The sequence below is a fragment of the Caballeronia sp. LZ008 genome, from assembly GCF_031451435.1.
GTDB lineage: Bacteria > Pseudomonadota > Gammaproteobacteria > Burkholderiales > Burkholderiaceae > Caballeronia > Caballeronia zhejiangensis.
In genome coordinates, this window is sequence record NZ_JARUXK010000001.1 from 2,624,588 (window position 1) to 2,630,944 (window position 6,357).

General features: G+C 64.7%; 4 protein-coding genes and 1 pseudogene. 3 read left to right on the forward strand and 2 right to left on the reverse strand.

Annotated features, from left to right (window positions below; genetic code table 11):
* Positions 1 to 423: 423 nt before the first annotated feature.
* Complete coding sequence (locus tag QCE49_RS12235; RefSeq protein WP_250460737.1) at positions 424 to 1,719, reverse strand: SGNH/GDSL hydrolase family protein; 1,296 nt, start codon at positions 1,717 to 1,719, stop codon at positions 424 to 426.
* 172 nt (positions 1,720 to 1,891) lie between these two features.
* Here QCE49_RS12235 and QCE49_RS12240 point away from each other — a divergent pair, with 172 nt between their 5' ends.
* On the forward strand, positions 1,892 to 3,043 hold the full coding sequence (locus QCE49_RS12240; RefSeq protein ID WP_250460736.1) for a class I SAM-dependent methyltransferase: 1,152 nt from the start codon (positions 1,892 to 1,894) through the stop codon (positions 3,041 to 3,043).
* Positions 3,044 to 3,049: 6 nt separating this feature from the next.
* Here the strand turns inward: QCE49_RS12240 and QCE49_RS12245 are convergent, their stop codons facing one another.
* A complete protein-coding gene (locus QCE49_RS12245; protein ID WP_250460734.1) occupies positions 3,050 to 4,312 on the reverse strand; it encodes a TIGR03862 family flavoprotein in 1,263 nt (420 codons plus the stop codon).
* A gap of 180 nt (positions 4,313 to 4,492) precedes the next feature.
* Between QCE49_RS12245 and QCE49_RS12250 the strand changes: the two genes are divergently transcribed.
* Together QCE49_RS12250 and QCE49_RS12255 are read left to right on the forward strand one after the other, a co-directional pair.
* A complete protein-coding gene (locus QCE49_RS12250) occupies positions 4,493 to 5,965 on the forward strand; it encodes an MFS transporter (protein ID WP_250460732.1) in 1,473 nt (490 codons plus the stop codon).
* Between the two features lie 224 nt (positions 5,966 to 6,189).
* A pseudogene (locus QCE49_RS12255) lies at positions 6,190 to 6,357 on the forward strand (1,2-phenylacetyl-CoA epoxidase subunit A); the annotation flags it as partial.

A 6,357-nucleotide genomic window follows, 5' to 3' on the forward strand; every position in this document is an offset into this window, starting at 1 on the left:
TCTTCCGAATAGGTCGCTCACTCAACGTACTGACGATGATTTATTCCATCCAAAGATGAACAAACCTTCCTCTGATACTTCGTGTGAGACTCTTGATACTTTTGCTATCGCCGATTCCGAAGAACCAGCCGCACTCGCCATCAAGCGCCCACACTTATCGGCTGTTAGTTTTTAAAGAGCACATCGCAAGACAAGCCCTACTTCAACTTCCGTCTTGCGTCGCTGCATCAGCAGCAGAGAAACGAGATTATGAAGAATCTTTTTCTCTTTGTCAACACTATTTTTCGCTTTCGCTTCCAAATCCGGTGACTTCTGAGACCGCCCGTTTCGCTCGGCGGCTCTCGTCTTGCGACGAGGGGCTGAATATTAGGTCAAGCACACACGAATGACAAGGTGACGAACGCAATTTTTTTCGCGTCTGCTTCAGTGTGCCGCCTTCGCCGCTCCGATGACAAACTCCATCGGCACTGCCGCGGCCATCGCCGCGTATCCCGCGTCGCTCGGATGGATATGATCGCCACTGTCATACCGGCGCTGGAGCACGCTCGGGCGCGCCGGATCGCGCAGCGCCTGATCGAAGTCGATGACACCGTCGAACGCCCGGCTCGCGCGAATCGATTCGTTGACCGCCGTTCGGATCGACTCTCTTTCCGGCGGCAGCGAAGCGGGCGTGAGCGTCGCACCGTAGATCTTCACGCCGCGCTGATGCGCCTGCGCAATCAGTCGCTGATATCCGCGCACCAGCGCATCGGCGTTGACTTCCGTGTGCGGCGCGTCGCAATCGAGCCCGGCGTGCGCGGGCATCGCCATGAAGTTGATATCGTTGATGCCGATCAGCACGATCACCGCCCGCACGCCCGGTTGACGCAGCGCGTCCCGCTCGAAGCGGCTCACGACGGCCTCACCGTAACAGGGCGAGTTGCTGAGCAGACGATTCCCGCTGATGCCCGCATTCAAGACCGCGGTTTGCCCGCCACTTTTCCGGGCGACTTCTTTCGCGAGCGCATCCGGCCAGCGCCGGTTCGCATTGAGCGAGGAACGCATGCCGTCGGTGATCGAATCGCCGATCGCCACGATCGCGTGCGCCGACGCGCTTTCCACCGCGACGTTGCTGAGCCACGCATATTGCGTGAAGCGCGTGCGGTACGCGGCTGCCGATCCATCTCCGGTGCGGTCGCCCGGCGTCGAAATGTAGTTCACCTGGCTCGACACGCGGTGCCACGCGACGAGCTTTTGATCCTTCCCCATGAACATGCTGACGGCGACCGGCTGAAACGCGGCGACGTCGAAGTCGACCGCGTCGCTTGTTGCTTGCGCGCCCGGCGCGACCGTCACGCTCTTGTGTCCGCCGAAAGACACGGACCGTGCGCTGCCGGCCTGGATCGCTGCACTGCTACCGCCGACCGCCCGTGCGACGCTCATGGACTCGACGACGAGCGGTTCGGTCCCATAAAGATTGCTGATCCGCAGACGCATCCGCTTGCCGTCGAGTTGCGGATAAATCAGCTGACGGACGGTGCGCCCCGCGACGTCCGGCGCGCGATAGAGCGGCGGCAGGTTCGCCAGTTGCGGAATCGACTGCAGCGCAGTGCCCCACGCGCTGACCCATCGCTCGTTGGCGGGCGTTTCCGCAGCGTCGGCGGCGAACGCCATTGGCGCGAAATTGAGCTGGACGGCGCACGCGGCCGCGCAAATCACGGCGAGAACTCGGAGTTTCATTCGGCGATGGCGTTCGGAAAAGGCTCGATTGTGCCTGAAGTGTCATCAAGCTCGCGCCGCACATCGCCGGCGACGCGCACAAGCAGCAGCGACGCCCGTGAAATGGCCTCACAATGCTGCCAGTTCTTTTTTCGCCGGCGCGATGACTTACGCAGCGGGCATCAATATAGATATGCAATCGAAAAATTCAGCACCGCAGCAACTCGTCTGGGATGAAGACGGCGAAAGCCGCTCAGCCCGCTGGCGATCGGAGAGCGGCAATCCGCCCGCGAAGCGCGTCGTCATCGGACACGATCAGATGACGGCCGATCACGCGTACCGGCTCGCCTGCGAAGGCACCGCGATTCTCTGGCGCGGCGATTTCCAGAACGCTCGCCAGTTGCTGCAGGCGATGGCCCGCCGTATCGACAACAAACCGCGCAAGGCGAAGAAGCCCGCGACGGAAACATCGCCGATCGATGCGTTCAATCTCCATCGGCTCGCGCAATCGCAGCGCGCCCGCACCCTCGCAATGCTCGTGCTGCCGCTCGACGAGCACTACGCCATCCCGTTGCGACGCGCGCCGGACGTGCGCCAGGCATGCGAGGAAGCATACGGGCCGCCGTCGGATGAAGCATCGGTGGTGTCCTTGCGCGAGGTGCTTGGTCTGATCGGCGCGCACGAGTGGCGCAAGAAAGGCGTCGACATCCACGCGGCCGGCGGGCGGATCCATCCCTATTACGGCGTGTTCTCGCCCGTTCGCGGCGAGTACGTCGATCTGGTCGCGAATCAGCCGCTGCCGTCGAAGGAACTCGCGTTCGATATCGGCACGGGAACCGGCGTGCTCGCGGCCGTGCTCGCGCGGCGCGGCGTCGAGCGGATCGTCGCAACCGACGTCGACGCCCGCGCGCTCGCCTGTGCGCGGGAAAACGTCGATGGACTCGGCCTCGCTCGTCAGGTGAAGGTCGTGGAAGCCGACATGTTTCCCGAGGGCCGCGCGCCGCTCGTCGTCTGCAATCCGCCGTGGCTTCCGGCGCGTCCGAGCGCCACGATCGAGCACGCGATCTACGACCCGGAGAGCCGCATGCTGCGCGGCTTTCTCGACGGCCTCGCCGCGCACCTGACACCGGGCGGCGAAGGCTGGCTTATCCTGTCGGACTTCGCGGAGCATCTCGGCCTGCGCACGCGCGCGCAGTTGCAGGAATGGATCGACAAGGCCGGACTGAAGGTCGATGGACGTATCGACATCAAGCCGCGTCATTCGAAGGCGATCGACAAGTCCGATCCGCTGCACGCCGCGCGCTCGGCGGAAGTCACGTCGCTGTGGCGGCTGGTCGTCGCGTAAATTGGATCAGGCGCGCTCGGCAAGCCACGCGAGCGCGCCCTCGCCCGCGACGAGCCCGCTCGCGAAACACGCCGTCAGCAGATAGCCGCCGGTCGGCGCTTCCCAGTCGAGCATTTCGCCCGCGCAGAACACGCCGGGAAGCGCGGCGAGCATCGAACGCGCATCGAGGGCTTCGAACTCGACGCCGCCCGCGCTGCTGATGACTTCCGCAATCGGCCGCGGGCGCAGCACACGCAGCGGCAACGCCTTGATGCGCGCGGCGAGCGTGATGGGATCGGCAAATTCGTCCTTGCTCACGCATTCGCGCAACAAACCCGCTTTCACGCCCGTGAGATGCAGCCGGCTTTGCAGATGACTCGACATCGAGCGCGCGCCACGCGGATGCAGCACTTCCTCGCGCACGCGTTCGGCGGAGAGCTGCGGCGTCAGATCGAGCAGAATCGTCGCGCCGGCGCCGTGACTTTCGTCGATCCGGTCGCGAATCGGCGCCGATAACGCGTAGATCAGACTGCCCTCGATACCCTGATCGGTGATGAGGCACTCGCCGACGCGCCAGTCGGGCGCGCCGTCCGCGCGCGGCACGCCGATCGCCACCGACTTGAGCGGCTCGCCCGCGAACCGGCGGCTGAAATGCTCGCTCCAGCCCACATCGAAGCCGCAATTCGACGGCACGAAAGGACGCGTGGCCACGCCGCGCGCGGCGAGAACCGGCAGCGCGGTGCCATCGGAGCCGAGTTGCGGCCAGCTTGCGCCGCCGAGCGCCAGCACGAGCGCATCGTGCCGAACGTGTTTCTCGCCCGATGGCGTCGCAAACCGCGATATCGACGCGCGTTCGTCGGCCCAGCCGAGCCAGCGATGCCGCATATGAAACGTGACGCCCGACGCGCGCAGCCGATGCAGCCATGCGCGCAGCATCGGCGCGGCTTTCATGTCGGTGGGAAACACGCGCCCCGAGCTGCCGACGAAAGTCTCGACGCCCAGGCCGTGAACCCAATCCCGCAACGCGCTTGCATCGAAGCGCGCGAGCAGCGGCGCGATCTCCCCGCTGCGCGCGCCGTATCGCGCGAGGAACGCGTCGGCGGGCTCCGAATGCGTGAGATTCATGCCCCCTTTGCCGGCCATCAGGAATTTACGTCCGACGGACGGCATCGCGTCGAACACACCGACGCGCGCGCCGCCCGCCGCGAGCGCCTCCGCGGCCATGAGCCCGGCCGGCCCGCCGCCGACGACCGCGACGTTCACCGATTCGATGTTTTCAACTGACGACATGCCTGAATAGAAAGAACAAAACGGAGCGACATTGTCGCATCGCCGGTCTACGCGGCGGGAACGCATCGACGGCGCCGCGTAAGTCATTAAATAACAAAAAAGAATTTGGCCGCCTGCGCGCGGGCCAGTACGATCCGGCGATTCGTTGCATCGACAACTTTTTACTGAAATAGCCTGATCATGTCCGTTTCCCTCGCGCCCGAACGCGCTGCCGCCCAGTCCGCCACCCAGGATTCACGGCCGGTCATCAAAAGCGCCGCCGATGTTTCCAGTCTCGTCAACCACGGCGCCGCCATCGGCAGCGACGCGCGCGTGGTCGTCGCCATCGCGCTCGGCGGCATTTTTCTCGATGCCTACGATCTGGGCGCGCTCGCGTTCGGCATGAAGGACATCGCCCGCGAATTCTCGCTGACGCCGACCGGCTCCGGCTTCGTCGCCGCCGCGATCACGTTCGGGGCGATCATCGGCGCGTTCCTCGGCGGATATCTCACCGACAAGGTCGGCCGCTATCGCGTCTTCATGGCGGACATGTTCTTCTTCGTCGTCGCGGCGATCGCCTGCGCGCTCGCGCCGAACGCCTGGGTGCTCGGCGGTGCGCGTTTCGTGATGGGACTGGGCGTCGGCATCGATTTGCCCGTCGCGATGGCCTTTCTCGCGGAATTTTCCCGCTTGCAGGGCCGCGGCAACAAGGCGGCACGCGTCGCGATGTGGTGCCCGGTCTGGTACGCGGCGATCAGCGTCTCGTATCTGCTGGTGCTCGGTTTGTACGCGGTCTTGCCCGAACACAACGCGGGCTGGCTCTGGCGTCTGATCCTCGGCTTTGGCGCGGTTCCGGCGATTGCGATCATCGCGATTCGCAGCCGATACATGAGCGAATCGCCGGTCCGGGCCGCGAATCAGGGCGATCTGAAAGGCGCGGCCGCGATCCTCAAGCGCTCGTACGGCATCGATGCCCGCGTCGACGAAACCGCCACCGTTGCGCCGAAGGCGCGTCGCGCGACGTGGAGCAACTACGGCGCGCTGCTGCGCGGCGTCTACCTGCGCCGGACCGTGCTGGCGACGGTCATCGCCATCGCGTCGTCGTTCGCCTATAACGCCGTGGCGTTCGGCTTGCCGGTCATCATTTCGAGTTTCCTCGCGCAATCGATGCTCACTACGATCCTCGCGTCGCTCGCGCTCAATCTGTGTTTCGCGTTCGCGGGCGGGCTGTTTTCCGTGCGCACGGTGCCGAAATTCGGCGCGTGGAAGCTGTCGGTCGTCGGTTACGCGTTTCAGCTTGCGGCGCTCGTCGGGCTCGCGATCGTCGGGAAGCCGTCGACGGGCGTCGAAGTCGTCGTCGCGATCGCGTTTCTCGCGGCGTTCCTGCTCGGACAGGGCGTCGGGCCTGGCTCGCACAGCATGACGTTTGCGTCGCTGAGCTATCCGACTTCGCTGCGTGGCGTCGGCGTCGGCTTCAATCAGACGCTGATGCGCGCCAGCTCGACGGTTTCGCTGTTCCTGTTCCCGGTCTTGTCGGCGGCGCTCGGCACGAAGGTGTTCTGGATCATCGCCGTCGCGCCGCTCGCGGGGCTCGTCGCGCTGTTCGCCGTGCGCTGGGAACCGTCGGGCTACGACGTCGACGCTGAGGATTTCGCCGCGCAGCAGCCGCGTTAAAACAGTTTCCGATCCCGCCTTATAAAGAGCGGCAGGCGATGTTTCGCCTGCCGCTCTTTTCGTTTCTCCTCCTTCCTGCACTAGATTAACGATCGCGCGCTTTGCGCGACGGGGTCCGCTTCTCGCATGCGGAGTTACCCGAATACGTCTCAAAAATGCATTTACCGACCGTTCGGTCGGTTTATAATCGCCGGACAGCGACTTCTTTTTGAGCGAGTGCCGACATGTACACGCAATCCCTCGACCTCCCCAGCGCGACGTCCACAGCCGAAAGCCACGAAGCCGCAGCCTCTGCCGCCCAAACCCGCTTCGACGCGGTGATGCAGGCCGACGGCAAGATCGAGCCGCAGGACTGGATGCCCGAGGCGTATCGCAAGACGCTGGTGCGTCAG

Bases quoted from the DNA above. Each gene is read 5' to 3' on its own strand.
- QCE49_RS12235 (WP_250460737.1), bottom strand. From the start codon at position 1,719: ATGAAACTCCGAGTTCTCGCCGTGATTTGCGCGGCCGCGTGCGCCGTC.
- QCE49_RS12240 (WP_250460736.1), top strand. From the start codon at position 1,892: ATGCAATCGAAAAATTCAGCACCGCAGCAACTCGTCTGGGATGAAGAC.
- QCE49_RS12245 (WP_250460734.1), bottom strand. From the start codon at position 4,312: ATGTCGTCAGTTGAAAACATCGAATCGGTGAACGTCGCGGTCGTCGGC.
- QCE49_RS12250 (WP_250460732.1), top strand. From the start codon at position 4,493: ATGTCCGTTTCCCTCGCGCCCGAACGCGCTGCCGCCCAGTCCGCCACC.